This is a genomic window from Amphibacillus sediminis NBRC 103570, assembly GCF_001552275.1.
Classification (GTDB): Bacteria; Bacillota; Bacilli; order Bacillales; family Amphibacillaceae; genus Amphibacillus_B; species Amphibacillus_B sediminis.
The window spans coordinates 213,221-229,557 of sequence record NZ_BCQW01000001.1 but is presented as its reverse complement, the minus strand read 5'-3'; the positions used below and the strand labels follow the sequence as shown (position 1 = coordinate 229,557).

The window sequence follows — 16,337 nt, the reverse complement described above, 5'->3', positions numbered from 1 at the left end:
TTAATTGTGAATCAATGCTTGCCATCTCTATTCGACAATAAGATGTTAAAGGAATTCGAAGATTGTAAGGAATTTTTTTTAGAGCTGTTATATGGCTATCATTAAGAAAGGAATTCATGCTATAATAAAGCCAGCAAAGTAAAAAGGGGAGAACACAATGGCGGACAAGAATAAAAAAAGGGCTCAGCTACCTGTACGCCTAAATATATTATTCCTATTTGTATTTCTACTATTTTCACTATTAATCTTACAGCTAGGTGTTGTTCAAATATTGAATGGGGAGGAAGCGCGAGAACGGGTCAATCAAACTGAAAATACGCGAGCGTCGATCGCAGTACCAAGAGGTTTAATGTATGATCGCTATGGTAAATTACTTTTAGATAATGAACCGGAGCGGTCGATCACGTACACACCACCCAAAAATGGTGACACAGCTAGCAAACGATTAGAATTAGCTGAGAAGTTAGCCGGAATGCTTACAATGTCTGATGATTTTGAGGAACTGGAGTCGATGGTTAAAGAGCGTGATATGAAGGAATATTGGTTGGTTAAGGGGAAAAAGCATCTGAAAGAAGCAGAGGATCGTCTAACCAATGAAGATAAAGAGCTTACTTCTGGTGAACAATACCAAAAGATGTTAGATTATATTACTGAAGAGGATTATAATATCTATGATTGGGATGACCCTGATCTATTAAATGTTGTGGCCATTAAGAAAGAGCTGGATCAAGCTTATGAGCTATCCCCACACACGATTAAAAATGAGGGGGTAACAGAGACGGAGTATGCCTTGATTTCAGAAAATCTTGCCCAATTACCTGGCATTGATGCAAAAATTGATTGGAACCGAGTCTCGTTATATGGTAGTACCTTCGCAACTTTTCTAGGTAGTATCACATCTTCTGATCGTGGGATTCCAAAAGAATACCAAGATTATTACCTTAGTCTAGGTTACAGTCGGAATGACCGAGTCGGGATTAGTGGTTTAGAACAACAATATGAGAGCTTTCTACGTGGGCAAAAGGAAGTTATTCAATATACAACCAACAACAATGGTGATATCATTGGATCTGAAACGGTAATTGAAGGGAAAAGTGGTAATGATCTGATTTTAACTGTTGATATCGAATTTCAACAGGAGGTCGATCAAATTGTGCTCGATGAATTAAAGAAATATATTAGTCAGAACCCTAGTGAAAATAAATATATGGAGGATGCGATCGTTGCAGTCTTAGACCCTAAGACTGGCGATGTACTTGCCTTATCAGCAGCTCATTACGATCGTAAAGAGAACGAATATGTCATCCAGCCACACCGTGTTATTTATGATGCGCATATTCCAGGGTCAGCGATCAAGGGTGCGACGATGCTAACGGGTTATCAAACAGGGGTGGTTGCGCCAGGTACCTATATACTGGATCGCCCCATTAAAATAGCAGGCACACCTACAAAAAGTTCATGGAGAACCATGGGCAGTATCAATGACTTAAAAGCCATCGAGCAATCCTCGAATGTTTATATGTTTGAAATTGCAATGCGCATTGCTGGAGCGACCTATCGTGAGAATGAACCGCTACGTAACTTTAACTCAGAGGGTTTTCAAATTATGCGTAATTACTTTAATCAATTTGGACTCGGTTCTAAAACCGGGATCGATTTGCCTTTTGAAGAAACAGGGGCGGTTGGTAGCAATGTTCAAGACGGTGGTTTACTACTTGACTTTGCGATTGGGCAGTATGATACCTATACGACCTTACAACTGGCACAATATGTTTCAACGATAGCAAACGATGGCTACCGAATTCGTCCACGAATAGTTAAGGAAATTCGTCAAGCCAATGGCAATAAAGAAAGCTTAGGACCTGTACTAGAGAGCTATGGTCCAGAGGTTCTTAATCGAATTGATATGGATGAACACCTAATCAAACGCGTACAGGATGGTTTTCGACAGGTTGCTACAAATGGAACCGGGAGTGGTCACTGGGCGAGTAATCCATATAATGTCGCAGTTAAGACAGGGACAGCACAAAACCATTTCTATGTTAATGGTGTACAACAACAAACCAATAATTTAACTCTAGTTGGCTATGCACCATACGATGAACCCGAGATTGCTTTTGCGGTTGTAGTTCCAAAAGCAGGAATAGGAAATAACCATAGCGGAATCCATCACAATATTGGTAACCGTTTGATTAATACCTATTTTGAGATGAAAGAAGCACGTGATAAAGCGGGTATTGACGAAAATGCCATTGATGATATGGCGAATAATATAGACGAAAACGATTAAAAAAGTGAAGTTTCAATTTTTTATCAAAAGTTATGTCAAAAGTAAACAAAGAAAAGAGAAACCGAAAATAACTAGTGGCTTTAGTTACTTTCGGTTTTTTTAACGGATAAATATAGCATAAGCAAAATGTATTTTACTAGCGAAATAACACCCTTATATAAAGTGTTTTGTTTTGACCCCAGTCATTTAGTTAAAGAGAAGGTTACTTATTTATTCACGCACTGCGATGGTTTCTACAATCTCATCAAGAGACATGTCACTCGCTAATTGAAATTGTCCTATCTGAATATTGCGGTCATAGCCGTTTTCTGCTAGGTAATCTGCAAATTGTTCATGGCTATCAATCAGATTAGCCATGATTAAAAAATCTGCCACTTGCGTAATGGTCATCCCTGGTCTAATCGTTAAGGTAAATTGATAAATATCTGCTGAACTGATACCTTGATCATTTTCACTGTCTGCTTCATTATCACTCGTTGCTTCGGTGCTTTCGTTATAAATGGGTTCTTCAAGTGAGATAAAGTAACCTAACTGCTCAAGCGCATCGATCATTTCTTGTTCACTTGGTTCGCTTTTTTCTAGCTTAACATCGTCTTCTGTATTAAAATAAATATATTGAAACGCTAATATTATCGTTGCTGTTAATACACCTAAGGCAAAATGTCTAATCGGTTGTTTCAATTTTATCCCTCTTATCTGCTAATTAGAAAGCTGGTTAATCAGCATTTCTACATCGTATTCGCTTAGTTGAGTAGCTTGACTTATTTGAGCAATGCTATAACCCTCTTCATACATACTTTCTACTCGGTCAAAAATAGGTGATGATTTCTTTTTAAAATCGCCAAAATCAATTTGATTAGGTAATAATTCCTCTTCTAAGACTTTTAATTTTTTCTTTGTTTGATAGCTATCTTGTAAAGTTGACAAAGATAATTGCTCGATTTGGTTCTCAATTTGTTTAAACTTATCTTGACTGAAAAAGGAGATAATCAGTAAAACTATCCCTACAACAAGAAGTGCCACAATCGTATATATCACATTCATTCCCCCGATCTATATGTTATAGTTATAACATATTTTTTTTGATAGGAAAATGGATGCAGAAAAATTGCTGAATACTTGACTTGAAAAAAGCCGCTTTGTTTGGTAATATAGATAAGTCTGAAATAGTGTTTAGATTTATTAAATGATTGTTGAAAAGTTTGGAGGGATAAACATGCGTGTAAATATCACACTTGCGTGCACTGAAACTGGTGATCGCAATTATATTACAACAAAAAACAAACGTACAAATCCAGAACGTATTGAATTAAAAAAATATAGTCCACGTTTAAGAAGACATACGTTACACCGTGAAACAAAATAATTCAAATAAAACTCTTATCTTAATTTATTAGATGAGAGTTTTTTCATATTATTTAACTTCAAGTCTCCCACTTCTAAAGTGGAGAGGTATCCTATTTAATGGGGGGACAAACCCGCGAAAAGTTGAAGGCACCGACGGATGCCACAGATTTTCTGAGGGGGAATTTTAAAAAAGCTTGTAAAAACGCAAATACGACAAGGTAGATTTGATTAGCTTTCATTAAACTGGCAGTTTGAAAGGTATATAGAATAGGACATTTAGCCTAGCGTTATTGTAGCGACATTGATTTGGCTGTTATCGATAACACGTTCGTGCGTGAAATTTTCTTTGAATGAGTTGTTTATTTGCTCAAATTTAGTTTCTTGTTTAGGACATGAGCAGCCAAAGACAAATTATAATAAAATATCGAAATTTTGGCTTAACTAGAATACGGAAATAAAGGGGGTAGCTGTTTGAATACTTCTAAAAAAGAGTTAAGAGAACATTATTTACAACAACTTAAGCAACTGGATGATGCTAAACGCTTGTTGATTAACCAGGAGCTTCAAAATGAGCTCTATCAACATCCTGTTTGGCAACAAGCAAAGTCAATCGGGATAACGATTGCCCAGAGCCACGAGTGGCAGACATGGCCAATCATCGAGCAGGCATGGCGTTCAAACAAAAAAGTAGCTGCACCAAAATGTCGACCAAAGGACAAACAATTAGATTTTTACTATATTCAATCAGAAGCTGATTTAGCCCGACAGTTTTTTCAATTGATTGAACCGATTCAAACTCGAACAACACTTGCTCTTCCTCACCAGCTTGATTTATTGATTGTTCCAGGACTTGTCTTCGACCATAATCATTATCGAATTGGTTATGGAGGTGGATACTATGATCGCTATCTAGCTCAATATGATAAAGTAACGCTAGCTTTGTCCTGGAGAGGACAGATAATTGAGCATATTCCGACAGAACGATTTGATCAGCCGGTTGATCATTTAATTGTTGCTGAAACTTTATAACACTTAGCTACCCTCATTAGCTATTCGCTGGATTAATTGTTTTTTATTACCTTCTAGATCTTCATAGACAACGATTAAATGATCGCTCTGCTTGGATACGAGAATTAAAGGCATTAAACTATGCTCAACTTTTTGGGCCACTTTAAAAGGCAGGATATAATTTTGGTACAATCCCTCCCATAACTGTGCGATAACTCGATTTTGTCTGGCTTGATCAAGATCGAGTAAAGGCTTTTCTGCATAATCGCTTAACTCAATTAACGGTATTTCAAGATATTGCTTTCTATCAATGTTAAAATGATTAATCAGCTCTGTCCAATGATAATCCAATTGTTGATTAGTCATTTGTTGAAGCGTTTCTACCCAATGCTCTTGACGAGGTGTGCTCGGGTTTTTAAACGCGTAAGCCGGTCGAAAGGTGTCATCAATGATATAAAGAAAATTCGTTGTCATTTTATTAATGCTTTTAATATCATTTGATTCGCCGTGTAATTCAGCATAATGATAACTAATTGTCTGGTAAAGTTGACTATCCTTCAATGCTAAACTGGCTTCCTGGACTATTTTTTGTTCATCTTGAATCCATTTTGATTGAATACCTTTAAGTTGTCCATTTTCAAACAGTAAACTTACATCTTGTCTTAAATATGCTGGCTTTTCAAGATTAGATTCGACTATCCAGCTTAACACGGTTTGATTTTCAAGTTCTTTTAAGACTAAGTCCGTTTGCGCAGTCGTAAACTTTGTCTCAGGGTCAATCGGGAAATACTTCAATGTGTTCACAGACATTGAACTAAGCCAACAGGCCATTAATACACAAAATCCCAGCGATATGCTGATCATAACAATTTTTTTCTTCATTTGTCCCCACCCAATCTAGAATAGCTTCCTATTTATATCTATGTATGAATGTACAAGTTTAGTATAAGCTAACTTAGAAAGGGTGGTATTTTATGAGACGCAGTTTAAAGTCAAGCTATCATAATAAAATTGACTACTTGTCAAAGGAATTGGCTGTCGATCAGAATTTTGATCTTGTTAAGTTGGAAGTGACTTATGCCAATCGAGAGATGTGCTTATTTTTAGTTGATGGTTTTGTTAAAGATGATATACTCATGTTTCTCATGCGCTTCTTATCTAATCTAGAACCAGAGGATTTAGAACAGGATGGATTAAATAAATTATTGCGTACTTATATTCCGTATGCTGAGCTTGATTCAGAAAAAGATTTAAACACAGTCATTGATCAGGTTTTGTCCGGTCCAGTGGCATTAGTAATTGAAGGTTTCGAACATATTATTTTAATCGATACACGTACATACCCAGCTAGAGGACCAGAGGAACCAGATTTAGAGCGTGTTGTCAGAGGATCAAGAGACGGGTATGTTGAAACCATTATATTTAATACCGCCCTAACTCGAAGACGAATACGTGATCGATCTTTGCGGATGGTCTATATGCAAATTGGTAAGCGTTCTAAATCAGATGTCTGTTTATGTTATTTAGCGGATATTGCCGATCCAGGAAAAGTCGCATTAATTGAAAAGCATCTAAAGGAAATTGAAACGGATGGTTTACCGATGGCCGAAAAAACGATCGAAGAATATTTAGCCGGTCAATTTTGGAACCCTTATCCAACGATTCGATATACAGAAAGACCTGATACAGCGGCCTCGCATATATATGATGGGCATATCATCCTTATTGTCGACGGATCACCAAGTGTTATGATTCTCCCTGCAACGTTTTGGCATCATCTTGAGCATGCGGAGGAATACCGTCAGAAGCCTGCCGTAGGTGCTTATTTAAGAATCGTTCGTTTTGTTGCGGTTTTAGCAGCATTATTTCTGTTACCACTCTATTATTTATTATCGACTGAACCTCAGCTTTTACCTGATTACCTCAGTTTTTTAGGACCGAAAGAAACCGATGGTATTCCACTAATCGGTCAATTTTTAATAGCGGAGGTCGGGATTGACGTGTTAAGGATGGCTGCTATTCATACACCATCCGCTTTAGCAACTGCATTAGGGTTAGTAGCTGCCATTATGATTGGTGAAGTAGCAGTTGATGTGGGCTTGTTTACTAGTGAGGTCGTCTTATACATTGCGATTGTAGCAATGGGGACTTTTTGTACTCCAAGCTATGAGCTATCACTAGCCAATCGTTTAGCGAGGTTATTTTTATTAATTAGTACAGCTCTATTTAAAGTCCCTGGTTATGTTATCGGTGTAACGCTATGGCTACTGCTCTTAACAAAGATGAAAACATTTAAAACTGGGTATTTATGGCCATTTATTCCATTTTCACTAAAGCCATTATTAAATGTCTGGATAAGGAGACCAATCCCGCTAATGCATCGTAGACCAGACTTTTTAGATCCTCAGGATCCAGACCGATAAGTATCTTTCGAGTCAATGAAAGATGCTTTTTTATTATGAACAAGCGAAGGAGCTGAGCATTTAACAATAATAGTACAACCTTTTTTAATTTTGATCTATTTTTTACGTGTTAACGCTTCATAAACCATGTGTAAATTTGTTATAATGATTTAGGTGATCATATGAATTCATTCCGTGAAGTACAACAACTTCTATTAAGGTATGGCATTATAACGTACATAGGAGATAGGTTAGCAGAAATTGAGTTAAGTTTATTAGAGATTGAGGAGCTTCATCAACAAGGTGTGTTAGATAGATCAGATTATCAACAAGCAGTTGCATTTCTATTAACAGAACGTGATAAGATAAAAGAGGAAAGGGAGAGTAAGAATTGAATTATTTATTGGGTGTTGACATTGGCGGGACAACAGTAAAGATTGGAATTATTAGTGAGAACGGTGAGATTATTTCGAAATGGGAGATCCCTACAAAAAAAGGTGATCAAATTGATCAAATCCCCAATGATATTTGGTCGGCAATTAAGGACAGAGCTGACCAACTGCAAATTAGACATGATCAATTATTAGGAATTGGTGTTGGTGCACCAGGGTTTGTTGAAGCAGAGACGGGGAATGTGGCTGAAGCAGTTAACATAGGGTGGAAGAATTTCCCGTTAGGGCACTTATTATCACAGTTATCATCATTGCCAGTCTATGTTGATAACGATGCCAACATCGCTGCACTTGGCGAAAGTTGGCTTGGTTCTGGAGATTTAGCAGATAATCTAATTGCTATCACGTTAGGGACAGGCGTTGGTGGTGGAATTATTGCAAATGGCAAAATTGTCAGTGGAACGAACGGGACAGCTGGAGAAATTGGTCACATGGTGGTGACATCAAATGGTGCTCCTTGTAATTGTGGACGTACTGGCTGTCTTGAGACAGTAGCTTCAGCGACTGGGATTGCTCGAATAGCTGAAGAGAAAGTTAAATCAGACTTATCCTCCACTCTTAGCAATGTTTTACAGAAACAAGGAAAACTGACAGCGAAGGATGTGTTTGAGGCGGCTAAGCTTAATGATAACGGAGCTATCCAAATTGTTCAGGAAGTAACAGATATTTTAGGTATGGCTATTGCAAATATTGCAACAATCGTAAATCCTTCTAAAATTATTATCGGTGGTGGCGTTTCAAATGCAGGAGATGTGTTGCTTAAACCATTGATCACTGCATATCAAAAATATGCTTTACCAAGAACGTTTGAGGGCAGTGAGTTTGTCATCGCAGAATTAGGAAATGATGCAGGCATTATTGGTGGAGGATATTTAGTGAAACAAAATCAAACTGTTGCATAATATAAAGGATGTATTAAATTTATGTAACCTTAAACACGTTTGCCACGTCTAAGTATTTAGTAGGTTTAAAAGTTATGATTTAAAGGTATTCTGATACAGAAACCTTTATAATCTAGAAACCTTATCAGATAGAGAGAGTTTAACCTGAGGAGGGTTTACCTGTATGTTTAACAAAAAATTAAAATTAAATTTATATGTGATAGCAAGCTTATTGTTTGGCTTGAAAACGTATATTATTTATCGATTTCTCTTTAATATTTCATTAGAAAATGCTATGCAAGAGTTTATATTATTTATTAACCCTTTTGTTACGGCTTTTCTTGTTTTAGCTATTAGTGTATGGATGAAACCTAAAAAGCAATTACGGTTTATTCGTTGGGCTACATTAATAGGTACATTAGTTTTGTACTTTAATTTGCTTTTTTATCGAAACTTTGGTGATTTCTTAACCATTCCTGTTTTCTTTCAAGGAAGTAACGCGGCTGATTTAGGAGGAAGTATCCTTGCTCTTATTGAGTTGGGCGATCTGTTGCTGTTATTAGATGTGGCGTTAGTTTGGTATCTATCAAGACGAGATCATCTTGAGTTAACAGTTAGCTTTACAAGAAAAAAACAATTACTTGTTTTTAGTATGTCTATTATCTTCTTATTAGGAAACTATATTCTAGCAGAAATTGAGCGTCCACAATTGCTGCAAAGAGGATTTGATCGGGAATATTTAGTCAAAAATATTGGATTGTTTAACTTCCATATTTATGACATTATCCAGCAATCACGTTCACAAGCACAGCGTGTTTTTGCAGATGGTAATGAATTATCCGGTATTATTGATTACGTCGAGCAAAATACAACCGATACTGAGCAAACAGATATGTATGGTATTGCAGAGGGTAAAAATGTTATTTTTATTTGGCTTGAATCATTGCAAACTTTTGTCATAAATAACACGTTGCATGGTGAGGAAGTTACTCCATTTTTAAACAGCTTAATTGATGAAAGCTATTACTTTGAAAATTTTTATCACCAAACGGAACAAGGGAAAACAGCTGACTCTGAATTTATCGTAGAAAACTCACTTTATCCATTACCAAGTGGTGCTGCATACTTTACGCATAGTTCGAATGCATATCACTCTATGCCACAAATTTTGGATGAAGCAGGCTATACGACAGCGATTTTTCATGCCAATAATGGTAGCTTTTGGAATAGAAACTCAATGTATGAGACCTTAGGCATTGATCATTTCTATGACATTGATTCTTATGAAGTTAATAGCCAAAATTCTGTTGGTTGGGGACTTAAAGATAAAGAGTTTTTTGAGCAGTCAATGAAATATTTAACATCTTTACCTGAGCCCTATTATTCACGTTTTATTACGTTGACAAACCACCACCCGTTTGACTTAGATGAAGAGGATGCTACAATTGATCAGTTTGACTCTAACTCACGAACTTTAAATCAGTACTTCCAAACAGTTCGCTATCTAGATGAGGCTGTCGAAGAATTCTTTGATCATTTGAAAGAGACTGGTGTTTATGACAACTCTATTATTGTCTTGATGGGCGACCATTATGGAATTAGTGATTTCCATAATCGAGCCATGTCAATGTATTTAGATAAAGAAGAAATTACTGATTATGATCATATTCAGTTACAGCGTGTGCCATTTTATATTCATGTACCTGGTCAAGAAGGTAAAGTTATCTCTGAAGTTGCTGGCCAAGTTGATGTAAAGCCTACACTCTTGCATTTATTAGGTGTTGATGATTCAAATGATATCAGCTTTGGAACAAATCTATTTGGTCCGAATCGGAAAGAGTTCGTTGCCTTAAGAGATGGAAGCTTTATTACCAATCAGTATATTTTCACCAAAGATTCGTGCTATGATCGTGAAACAGGTGAGCTACTAGGTAATGAAAACACTGGGCGGTTTGGTAGTGATGAGGAAGTTGAAGAATCGGCATGTGCCCCATTAATAGAAAAAGTACAAGAAGAATTATCCTACTCTGATCGAATTATTTATGGTGACTTATTCAGATTTCATGATTTTTCTAATTGAATTTTGATAAGACTGAGCTAAGTCGCTTTAATAAAGAGTAAATCGTACACAGAAAAATTGACGGGCAAGCTTAGGCTTGTCCGTCTTTAGTTTTGTGTCACAATATAACTTAAACTGTCTCTATACTAAATGTGGTGGTGCCCTCCGTTATATAACCAGGCTCCAAAAGAAAACAAAAAATTACACTCACTCCCCTCTCTTTTGTTAACCTAAAGTTGTCGAGACAAAAGGTCAAGGGAGAGGGGAAGAATGCAAAATTATTTTATCATAGAAATGTTAGGGATTAAAACAAGCATGTAGATGTTTGGGATATGCATAGTGAATCAGATGTGTTTCTTGTGGAGCTTTATACCAAGGTGAAAAAGCAGAAGTGTCCATTCTGTAAAAAGAAAACCAAGCATGTTCATAGCTATCATACACAGGATAATTCAAGGGCCAATCTTGTCCAATAAACCGGTTAACATATCTCTAAGAAAGAGGCGTTACTTGTGTACGAACTGTAAGGAGAACATCTCAACGTTGGAAACAGGAGATTCTACAGTCATTTATGTATCCTTTTAACAATGGATACATTGAAGGTGTCAATAACACAATCAAAGTGACAAAGCGTATGTCATATGGTATTAAAGATTTTGAACGATTGAAAAAGAAAATATTGTGGTGACAAGAGGTTAGAAAGCTTTGGCATAAAGGAACTTAGCAGAGGAAATATGCGAGACTCCTGCGGAAAAACGGGCGATCCGAGACCCCACAGCGGGCTTTGCGAGGAGGCTCGGGGTTTCGTCCGCGGAAAGCGAGTATATTTCCCTCTACGGTCTATGCCTAATCATTATTTGTTTATAAATCCTTTTAACAAAAGCAATGGTGGAGTGAAATTCGTACCACCACATTTGACAGAGAACCCTTAAACTTCGTATTACTATAACTAAATAACGCGAAGTCTTCTCGGTTGGTTTGGTTCAAATTGTAATTTTTGATAAAATATATTTAGATCGCTAGGTTAATCGCTATTTTCATTTTATCTGTGTATTAATTGTTGAAATTAAAGGAGGAAGGCTATATGAGTTTAAACATTGAAACGTTATCTTTAGGTCCATTGGGAACAAACGCATATATTGTCTCACAAAACAGTCATGCATTGGTGTTTGATCCTGGAGCTGAAGCGGATCGCTTAATTAGCATGATCAATAATAAGCGTCTCGATCCACAAGCTATCTTACTAACCCATGCGCATTTTGATCATATTGGAGCTGCCGATCACTTGCGAAAGCATTTCCAGATACCTTTATATGTGCACAAAGCAGAAGCGGATTGGCTAACAAATCCCGTTTTAAACGGTTCTGCTCTTTTTCAGCATACAGAAATTATCGCTAGTGAAGCAGATCAATTTTTAGAACCGGGAAAATTACAAATAGGGACTTTTTCATTTGATGTCTTACATACTCCAGGACATTCGCCAGGAGGTGTCTCATTTGTTTTTAATGATGACGACTTAGTGATATCAGGTGATTGTTTGTTTCGAGGAGGTATAGGCAGAACAGATCTTACAGGTGGTGATCAAAATGTTTTGTTAGCTAGTATTTATAATCAGTTGTTTTCTTTGCCTGATCATTTCCAGGTTTATTCTGGTCATGGACCTAAAACAACAATTGGTTATGAGAAGCAGAATAATCCTTTTTTAACAAATTAGCATATCTTTGATCATCTCTCTTAGTTTTTCTTTAGATCTAATTTGCCGATAAAAAAACAAAAACAGTCGGTTATTTAAAATCAGGGGGGCAGTGGTAACGTGTAGATACGTAATTTTTGATAAGCTAAATCTGTTTCAGCTGTAATAAGTAGACGAACGCTTGATTCGTCAATTGGTGTCATTCTAATATACGCTTGTCCAATAGGAAAGTGATATTCAACCTGGGTTGGTGTCTCGAAATGATCAATATCATCAATGATGGATCGATAAGCGATTTGCTGAATAGATTCTAGTTTTATCTGTTCGACTTCCATCAGAGATAATTCCATAGTTGTAGAATACGATTGAATCATACTAATCGTAACAAGTGAGATAACAGTAAGTATATACATAAGGTAAACTAAAATGCTACCCTCCTGATGCTTGTGAATAGTGTACAATAATTTTTTCATATTGTGCTCCTGACATCATTTCAAGGTTAATCTTAACTTTGTTGGCATTTCCAGAAATGGTGAATTTAGCTACATCACGTAGTAATATTTCATGCCCAGCTCCATTTACCTGCCGTCTAATTTGATCCCTATATTGAGATATAGTAATCAAATCACCTGAATGAGTGATTACATTGATTTGATTCGAATCAATATGTGAAATTTGATGTATCTGTACTTCATCAATAACAAAATGAAAAAATTGTAATGCGGCAAAGTGATCATATTGTGAAGTCGATAAACTTGCTAACCAGATCGAAGATGATAAATAGACAATAATTGAGATTGCACTAAGGGCGATTAACCCTTCTAAAAGCATGAATCCTTGCTCGCTAAGTCTATTCCGCTTGGTAGTAAAGAATAGCTTGTTCTTTTTGTCTCTTCGCATTTTTCCATGTCCCCATTCCTCTAATTAATCCTTGATCATATGTGAATGTAACTTCCATTTCGTTGTTCTTTGTATTGATTTTTTTAGTTATAGGTAGAGATATAGGATCAATGTTCTGAAGGAAATTGTGCAGAAGGTGATAATGCTCTACACGTTCAATTAAAATGGATTGCTCTAATTTTATCCAATTAATCATTGGAATGAAAGTCGTTATGATGATTAAGCTTATCGCAAAAGCAAGAAGAAGCTCTAACAGGGAAAAGCCTTGTTCATTAGTATTCACTATAGTAACTCCTTCCTTTACCAAGTGGAAAAGTAATCATGTATTGCCTGTTCTTTAATTTAATACTCATCGTTCCAGGACCACGAATAATTCCGGAATTTGTGAAGGATAATGGGTTAGATAATGAGTAAACCTCTACTTTCCAATCTTCAGGTATAGGTCTTACAATCAATGGAGGATCAAATGGATTAGATCTTATTTCATACCGGTGAAGGGTTGGTCTGATATAGAGCATATTATAACTTGGTGACAGCATTGTCTGTTTTTGTAAATGAATGATATCCAGCTCAAATTGATGATACCAAAGCTTGAATTGAAGGTTATCATAAAAGCGACTATAGAAATTTAGGCCAACAATCAGAATTGTCCCACTTATAGCTAAGACTAACAGTAGTTCTATTAAGGTAAAGCCACTTTCTGGTTTATTCGATGTCAACTGTAATAATTTCATAACTGTTCAAGTCTTTAAAGATCATTTTCTTTTTTCCACTAGGCAAGATATCGGTTTGAAGGTAATCTTCATTTACCAGCTTAGCTACAGAAGACGGATATTCACCGTTATCAATTAAGTACGCTTGAACTTGGCTGGTAGCTAGTTGAATCATAGCTTCATCACCTTTTACATGGATATCCTCATTTCTTTTCGATAAATTTGGGATTAACAAAAGCATTAAAATTGTAATAACGGCGAGCACGATTATCATTTCAATTAAGGTGAACGCATCTTCACGTTTTACCATAATGATCATCTCCTAAATAGTTTGTATGAGTTGTAGCATGGGAATTAAGATCGATAAATAAACAAAAATGATACTAAGAGCAACAATGGCTAATATGGTCGGGTGCAGGATTTTGATTCCTTTTTCCAATGAAGTTTGTAATTGATCGATTGTAAGATTAGCAAAGGTCAATAAATCACGTTTTAATCGCTGATTTGTATTCTGGTGATAAAAAATATGCTGTAATTCACGTGAAAAATAAGGGTGGTTTCGGAAAGCTTCGCTCACTGGTAAGCCAGTGGTTAGATCTTTTTGGATAAGTGAACAGTTATAGCTTAATAGTGAGTGATCATCTTGTTCTACCATGATCTTTAAACCGTCTTTTAATGTAATGCCGGCTTCCAATAATGAGCTTAGGTGAATCGAGAACAAGAAAGTCATTTGTTTTTTAAAATAGTAGCGGATAATAGGAAGTTTGTTTAGTACTTTTAATCGAAGGGACATTGGTAGTTTTTCTTTGGCCATTATCCATATCACAACGAGTAGAACAAAAAGGCTAATAAAAATAATTATCAAATAGTATAAAAAGTTAATCGTTCTAATCGCACTAAAAACGATTGAAGAGGTTGCTGTAAAGCTTGAGTAAAGTTGGATAAAAGCGGGATAAATATAAGTTTGAATAAAAAAGAGCAAAATAATGAAGCTAAAGACAAGGACCATAGGATAGCGAATGGTTTGCTTAAATCTCGCAATAATAGCTAAATGGTTTTGAACTAGCTCTACACTTTGATTCAAAGCATCAATTAACTGTCCATGATACATAGCAAAATGAATAAAGCTTACGATACTATCATGAAAGTTTAAATCGGCTAATGCTTGATCAAATGATCGTCCTTTTTCAAGTTCAACCATCAGATATTCTGTAATATCGCGCCACTTTGAATACCATTTTAAGGCGTTGAGTGCTTCATCAATGGAGTACCCTTGATTTAATAATTGACTTAATCGTTTGATAAAAATAGTTTGTTCTTTGATAGGTAGGGCAGGTAAGTTACGATGTCTTTTATTCAGTAAAACCATAGGCTATCGCCTTTCTTTTGAGATGTTCGAATGTTTGGAAAAATACTGTATCGGGATCAAGTGAATCTAGAAATGTATTCAGATTATCACCTGATAGAAGTTCCATTATGGCAGCTCGCCTAACGTAAACGTCCTGCTGTTTGATCGGAAGGAGTTCCAAAGCACATACTGCTAGTAAATTTTGTGCTAAGTCAATCGGTTTAACACCCATTTCAATTAAGCGATGGATAGTTCCGATTACATTTTTGGCATGAAGAGTTGATAAGACGAGATGGCCTGTATATGCAGCATGAAAAACAAATTTAGCTGTTTCTCTATCACGAATTTCTCCAACCATAATTAAATCAGGGTCATGACGCAAGGCCGCTTTTAATCCATCATGATAGCTTAGCTGATGGGATTCATCAATTTGGATTTGTAGTAAATGGGGAAGGTTTTTTTCAACAGGATCTTCTAACGTTATAATTTGTAAGGGTTTTTTACTAGCTAAATACTCCAGAAGAGCATAGAGTATGGTCGACTTTCCAGATCCGGTTGCACCAGTAAACAAAATTACCCCGGAAGGTCTCGTTATGATCTGTTCAAGTGAAGAAAGCTGATAAGGAAATAAAAATAATTGATCAAGTTTTTGAACGTATCCTCTTTTTAATAAACGAATAGCTAGACTTTCCTGTCCTCTTTTTAATGGTAGTGTTGATAAACGTAGATCAAGGACTTGTTCGTCTAAATCTAATACTACAGCACCATCCTGTGCTTTGCGTGTTTCTCCAATATCCATACCTGAAGAAAACTTTAAATAATTTAGAACGAATCTGTATTGGTTCAGACTTATCGATTTATCAAGATATCGTCCACCGTTGATGCGGAAATAAATGGTAATCTCAGAACCATTTGGGCAGAAATGAATATCTGTTGCGTTAATATTTATAGCTTTTTTGATCAAATGATTAATAAAGTTAGGAGCAGAATAAATACAAGGTCACCTCACTTTCATATTTGTACTATAATGGGTTAAGTCGATTGATGCAAATGACTAAAAAGGCTAAGCAGTCTACTATACTTAAGCAAATTTGGTCATTTTATGATACTATCATCAATTTGTAAAACTTGTAGAACTAGAATAATAAATTTAATTTTATTCAGCAGAAGTTTCACTTTATAAGTGGGGAGAGATAAAGGCAAATATGTATTCTATTCAGTGCAAGCTCAAACCCGGCTGAATATAG

General features: G+C 36.1%; 18 protein-coding genes and 1 pseudogene. 9 read left to right on the top strand and 10 right to left on the bottom strand.

Going from position 1 to position 16,337, the window contains the following annotated elements:
* Positions 1 to 157 precede the first annotated feature (157 nt).
* Positions 158 to 2,290, top strand: coding sequence for a peptidoglycan D,D-transpeptidase FtsI family protein (locus ASE01S_RS01135; protein ID WP_067836944.1), 2,133 nt, complete (start codon positions 158 to 160; stop codon positions 2,288 to 2,290).
* A 210-nt stretch (positions 2,291 to 2,500) separates the two neighbouring features.
* On the opposite strand, the gene ASE01S_RS01130 is transcribed toward ASE01S_RS01135, so the two are convergent.
* Positions 2,501 to 2,971, bottom strand: coding sequence for a hypothetical protein (locus ASE01S_RS01130; protein WP_067836940.1), 471 nt, complete (start codon positions 2,969 to 2,971; stop codon positions 2,501 to 2,503).
* An 18-nt stretch (positions 2,972 to 2,989) separates the two neighbouring features.
* Positions 2,990 to 3,328 (bottom strand): hypothetical protein, encoded by a 339-nt coding sequence (locus tag ASE01S_RS01125; RefSeq protein ID WP_067836937.1) that lies wholly within the window; start codon positions 3,326 to 3,328, stop codon positions 2,990 to 2,992.
* Between the two features lie 178 nt (positions 3,329 to 3,506).
* Here ASE01S_RS01125 and rpmG point away from each other — a divergent pair, with 178 nt between their 5' ends.
* Complete coding sequence (gene rpmG, locus ASE01S_RS01120) at positions 3,507 to 3,656, top strand: 50S ribosomal protein L33 (RefSeq protein ID WP_067836934.1); 150 nt, start codon at positions 3,507 to 3,509, stop codon at positions 3,654 to 3,656.
* Between the two features lie 452 nt (positions 3,657 to 4,108).
* Positions 4,109 to 4,666, top strand: coding sequence for a 5-formyltetrahydrofolate cyclo-ligase (locus ASE01S_RS01115; RefSeq protein WP_067836931.1), 558 nt, complete (start codon positions 4,109 to 4,111; stop codon positions 4,664 to 4,666).
* A gap of 3 nt (positions 4,667 to 4,669) precedes the next feature.
* Here ASE01S_RS01115 and ASE01S_RS01110 read toward each other — a convergent pair whose 3' ends face one another.
* The gene (locus ASE01S_RS01110) at positions 4,670 to 5,527 is read right to left on the bottom strand and encodes a hypothetical protein (protein WP_067836927.1); all 858 of its coding nucleotides are present in this window, start codon (positions 5,525 to 5,527) and stop codon (positions 4,670 to 4,672) included.
* A gap of 92 nt (positions 5,528 to 5,619) precedes the next feature.
* On the opposite strand from ASE01S_RS01110, the gene ASE01S_RS01105 reads away from it, so the two are divergent.
* From ASE01S_RS01105 to ASE01S_RS01085, 6 genes and pseudogenes are all read left to right on the top strand, one after another.
* Entirely contained in the window at positions 5,620 to 7,068 is a 1,449-nt protein-coding gene (locus ASE01S_RS01105; protein WP_067836924.1) for a spore germination protein, read from the top strand.
* Between the two features lie 161 nt (positions 7,069 to 7,229).
* Positions 7,230 to 7,442, top strand: coding sequence for a YqgQ family protein (locus ASE01S_RS01100; protein WP_067836921.1), 213 nt, complete (start codon positions 7,230 to 7,232; stop codon positions 7,440 to 7,442).
* Positions 7,439 to 8,401 carry an ROK family glucokinase gene (locus tag ASE01S_RS01095; protein ID WP_067836917.1) on the top strand — a complete coding sequence of 321 codons (963 nt, stop codon included), beginning with the start codon at positions 7,439 to 7,441 and terminating at the stop codon, positions 8,399 to 8,401. Before ASE01S_RS01100 ends, ASE01S_RS01095 begins: the two co-directional genes overlap by 4 nt.
* A gap of 163 nt (positions 8,402 to 8,564) precedes the next feature.
* Positions 8,565 to 10,460, top strand: coding sequence for an LTA synthase family protein (locus ASE01S_RS01090; RefSeq protein ID WP_067836913.1), 1,896 nt, complete (start codon positions 8,565 to 8,567; stop codon positions 10,458 to 10,460).
* Between the two features lie 517 nt (positions 10,461 to 10,977).
* Positions 10,978 to 11,124 (top strand): annotated as a pseudogene (locus ASE01S_RS15435) (transposase); the annotation flags it as partial.
* A 396-nt stretch (positions 11,125 to 11,520) separates the two neighbouring features.
* A complete protein-coding gene (locus ASE01S_RS01085) occupies positions 11,521 to 12,150 on the top strand; it encodes an MBL fold metallo-hydrolase (protein ID WP_067836910.1) in 630 nt (209 codons plus the stop codon).
* A gap of 80 nt (positions 12,151 to 12,230) precedes the next feature.
* On the opposite strand, the gene ASE01S_RS01080 is transcribed toward ASE01S_RS01085, so the two are convergent.
* From ASE01S_RS01080 to comGA, 7 genes are read right to left on the bottom strand one after another with little or no spacing between them, the layout of a single operon-like run.
* Positions 12,231 to 12,602, bottom strand: a complete 372-nt coding sequence (locus tag ASE01S_RS01080; RefSeq protein WP_157065119.1) for a hypothetical protein — start codon at positions 12,600 to 12,602, stop codon at positions 12,231 to 12,233.
* Positions 12,559 to 13,029 (bottom strand): ComGF family competence protein, encoded by a 471-nt coding sequence (locus tag ASE01S_RS01075; RefSeq protein ID WP_083511979.1) that lies wholly within the window; start codon positions 13,027 to 13,029, stop codon positions 12,559 to 12,561. The genes ASE01S_RS01080 and ASE01S_RS01075 overlap by 44 nt, the downstream gene beginning before the upstream one ends.
* Complete coding sequence (locus ASE01S_RS01070) at positions 12,980 to 13,312, bottom strand: prepilin-type N-terminal cleavage/methylation domain-containing protein (RefSeq protein ID WP_067836898.1); 333 nt, start codon at positions 13,310 to 13,312, stop codon at positions 12,980 to 12,982. Before ASE01S_RS01070 ends, ASE01S_RS01075 begins: the two co-directional genes overlap by 50 nt.
* Complete coding sequence (gene comGD, locus ASE01S_RS01065) at positions 13,302 to 13,763, bottom strand: competence type IV pilus minor pilin ComGD (protein WP_067836895.1); 462 nt, start codon at positions 13,761 to 13,763, stop codon at positions 13,302 to 13,304. Before comGD ends, ASE01S_RS01070 begins: the two co-directional genes overlap by 11 nt.
* The gene (comGC, locus tag ASE01S_RS01060; RefSeq protein WP_067836891.1) at positions 13,735 to 14,052 is read right to left on the bottom strand and encodes a competence type IV pilus major pilin ComGC; all 318 of its coding nucleotides are present in this window, start codon (positions 14,050 to 14,052) and stop codon (positions 13,735 to 13,737) included. The genes comGD and comGC overlap by 29 nt, the downstream gene beginning before the upstream one ends.
* A 12-nt stretch (positions 14,053 to 14,064) precedes the next feature.
* Positions 14,065 to 15,111 (bottom strand): competence type IV pilus assembly protein ComGB, encoded by a 1,047-nt coding sequence (gene comGB, locus ASE01S_RS01055; RefSeq protein ID WP_067836887.1) that lies wholly within the window; start codon positions 15,109 to 15,111, stop codon positions 14,065 to 14,067.
* Positions 15,095 to 16,063, bottom strand: a complete 969-nt coding sequence (gene comGA / locus ASE01S_RS01050) for a competence type IV pilus ATPase ComGA (protein ID WP_444541736.1) — start codon at positions 16,061 to 16,063, stop codon at positions 15,095 to 15,097. The genes comGB and comGA overlap by 17 nt, the downstream gene beginning before the upstream one ends.
* Positions 16,064 to 16,337: the final 274 nt, after the last annotated feature.

Excerpts from the sequence above, each read along its gene's own strand:
- ASE01S_RS01135 (WP_067836944.1), top strand. The coding sequence starts at position 158 with ATGGCGGACAAGAATAAAAAAAGGGCTCAGCTACCTGTACGCCTAAAT.
- rpmG (WP_067836934.1), top strand. The coding sequence starts at position 3,507 with ATGCGTGTAAATATCACACTTGCGTGCACTGAAACTGGTGATCGCAAT.
- ASE01S_RS01110 (WP_067836927.1), bottom strand. The coding sequence starts at position 5,527 with ATGAAGAAAAAAATTGTTATGATCAGCATATCGCTGGGATTTTGTGTA.
- ASE01S_RS01105 (WP_067836924.1), top strand. The coding sequence starts at position 5,620 with ATGAGACGCAGTTTAAAGTCAAGCTATCATAATAAAATTGACTACTTG.
- ASE01S_RS01100 (WP_067836921.1), top strand. The coding sequence starts at position 7,230 with ATGAATTCATTCCGTGAAGTACAACAACTTCTATTAAGGTATGGCATT.
- ASE01S_RS01090 (WP_067836913.1), top strand. The coding sequence starts at position 8,565 with ATGTTTAACAAAAAATTAAAATTAAATTTATATGTGATAGCAAGCTTA.
- ASE01S_RS01085 (WP_067836910.1), top strand. The coding sequence starts at position 11,521 with ATGAGTTTAAACATTGAAACGTTATCTTTAGGTCCATTGGGAACAAAC.
- ASE01S_RS01080 (WP_157065119.1), bottom strand. The coding sequence starts at position 12,602 with ATGAAAAAATTATTGTACACTATTCACAAGCATCAGGAGGGTAGCATT.
- ASE01S_RS01075 (WP_083511979.1), bottom strand. The coding sequence starts at position 13,029 with ATGCGAAGAGACAAAAAGAACAAGCTATTCTTTACTACCAAGCGGAAT.
- comGD (WP_067836895.1), bottom strand. The coding sequence starts at position 13,763 with ATGAAATTATTACAGTTGACATCGAATAAACCAGAAAGTGGCTTTACC.
- comGC (WP_067836891.1), bottom strand. The coding sequence starts at position 14,052 with ATGGTAAAACGTGAAGATGCGTTCACCTTAATTGAAATGATAATCGTG.
- comGB (WP_067836887.1), bottom strand. The coding sequence starts at position 15,111 with ATGGTTTTACTGAATAAAAGACATCGTAACTTACCTGCCCTACCTATC.